This is a genomic window from Acidovorax sp. HMWF018, from assembly GCF_003061035.1.
Taxonomy (GTDB): Bacteria; Pseudomonadota; Gammaproteobacteria; order Burkholderiales; family Burkholderiaceae_C; genus Acidovorax; species Acidovorax delafieldii.
This window is the reverse complement of the sequence record NZ_QAIM01000097.1, coordinates 1-1998: the sequence shown is the minus strand read 5'-3', so window position 1 is coordinate 1998 and position 1998 is coordinate 1. Positions and strand designations below refer to the sequence as shown.

2 protein-coding genes are annotated in these 1998 nt (G+C 62.4%); both read left to right on the top strand.

Annotated features, from left to right (window positions below; genetic code table 11):
- Window positions 1-36: 36 nt before the first annotated feature.
- Window positions 37-1206 carry a D-alanyl-D-alanine carboxypeptidase family protein gene (locus DBR23_RS03450; RefSeq protein WP_108497328.1) on the top strand — a complete coding sequence of 390 codons (1170 nt, stop codon included), beginning with the start codon at window positions 37-39 and terminating at the stop codon, window positions 1204-1206.
- A gap of 264 nt (window positions 1207-1470) precedes the next feature.
- On the top strand, window positions 1471-1848 hold the full coding sequence (gene rpsL / locus DBR23_RS03445; RefSeq protein WP_015012185.1) for a 30S ribosomal protein S12: 378 nt from the start codon (window positions 1471-1473) through the stop codon (window positions 1846-1848).
- The last annotated feature ends 150 nt before the right edge of the window (window positions 1849-1998 follow it).

Genomic DNA, 1998 nt, shown 5'->3' with positions numbered 1-1998 from the left:
CCCTTTTTTCGAGCCTCTCCAGCCCCCTCCTGCCCCATGAAACGAATCCTGTCTGCGTTGCGATCCCTGGCCGTCTTTGCTGCGGTGGCCCCGGCTGCCTTTGGCGCGTTTGCCCAGGCGCCCCAGCCTCCCGAAATCGCCGCGCGCACCTACCTGCTGGTGGATGTCACCGCCAACCAGGTGCTGGCCGCCAAGGACATCGACGCGCCTGTGGAGCAGGCCTCGCTCACCAAGCTCATGACGGGCTACCTGGTGTTTGATGCGCTGCGCTCCAAGAAGATCGCGCTGGACCAGAAGCTGCCCGTGAGTGTGCGCGCCTGGAAGATGCCCGGCTCGCGCATGTTCATCGACCCCAAGATGCAGGTGCCGGTCGAAGACCTCATCAAGGGCATGATCGTGCAGTCCGGCAACGACGCCACCATGGCCCTGGCCGAAGGCGTGGGCGGCACGGCCGAGAACTTCGTCAAGCTCATGAACGACCAGGCGCAGGCGCTGGGCATGAAGGGCACGAGCTACAAGAACCCCGAAGGCCTGACCGAGCCCGGCCACACCACCACGGCGCGCGACCTCTCCGTGCTGGCCATGCGGCTGATGAAGGATTTTCCGGAGTACATGCACTATTACTCCACCAAGCAGTACAGCTACCCGGGTACTCCGGCATCGAACGGCAGCAACCGCAATTCGCTGCTGTTCCGCGATCCCACGGTCGATGGCCTCAAGACCGGCCACACCGCTGCGGCGGGCTACTGCCTGGTGGCCACGTCCAAGCGTGAATTCCCCGGCGTGGGCCAGCGCCGCCTGTTGTCCATCGTGCTGGGTGCCGCGAGCGAAAACGCGCGCGCGAACGAAAGCCAGAAGCTGCTGAACTGGGGTTATACCGCGTTCGAGGCGGTCAAGTTGTTTGACGCAGGCAAGCCGGTGGCGACCCCTGCCGTCTGGAAGGGCAAGGACAGCGTGCTGAAGATCGGCCGCGAGGAGGCCATCGTGGTCGCCGTGCCCGCCGGCAGCGCTGGCAAGGTCACCACCCAGATCGCCCGCCCCGATCCGCTCGTGGCGCCTTACACCAAGGGCCAGGCCATTGGCACCCTCAAGGTCATGCTGGGCGACCAGTCTATCGGCGAAGTGCCCCTGGTGGCGCTGGAGGCGGTGGAGCAGGCCGGCATCCTGGGCCGTGCCTGGGATGCCATCCGCCTCTGGATCAAGTGACGCTGCGTTGCAGAAGGTGGCGAACCACTTCTGAAACCATAGCTGGCTGCGCAGGTCCGGCATATGTCGGGCCTGTTTTTCGCTCCTTTTGCGGCCAGTTCCTGTCAGATCACCGGGGTGGCTGAAGGTGCCAGAAACTGCTGCAAGCCGCAGTGGGCTTGCCTTTCAGGGGGCATCCTGCTACATTAGAAGGCTTTTCGGAATTTCCGAAGGGATTCACGTTTTCGCTTTCACGAAGCAAATTCACGTTTAGGGACGTATTTCATGCCAACCATTAATCAACTGGTCCGTCAGGGGCGCGAGGTCGAAAAGACCAAGTCCAAGAGCCCTGCGATGGAAAACTCTCCACAGCGCCGTGGCGTGTGCACCCGTGTGTACACCACGACGCCTAAGAAGCCTAACTCCGCTCTGCGTAAGGTCGCCAAGGTGCGCCTGACCAACGGTTTTGAGGTGATCTCCTACATCGGCGGTGAAGGCCACAACCTGCAGGAACACAGCGTGGTGCTGGTTCGCGGTGGTCGTGTGAAGGACTTGCCCGGTGTGCGTTACCACATCGTGCGTGGCTCGCTGGACTTGCAGGGCGTGAAAGACCGCAAGCAAGCCCGCTCCAAGTACGGCGCGAAGAAGCCAAAGGCCAAGTAAGCCCTGGCCCTTTCGGTCTGAAGAATTTTCGGTGCTGTTTTTCCGCGTGGCGCGGAAGTGCAGCGTAGTGACCCCAAACGCAGGTGTTCTGCGCGGGTCGAGTAAGTGGGAGTCCAGAGATTGGCTCTCGCGGTGTCTGAAAAGATGCCA

Excerpts from the sequence above, each read along its gene's own strand:
- DBR23_RS03450 (WP_108497328.1), top strand. The coding sequence starts at position 37 with ATGAAACGAATCCTGTCTGCGTTGCGATCCCTGGCCGTCTTTGCTGCG.
- rpsL (WP_015012185.1), top strand. The coding sequence starts at position 1,471 with ATGCCAACCATTAATCAACTGGTCCGTCAGGGGCGCGAGGTCGAAAAG.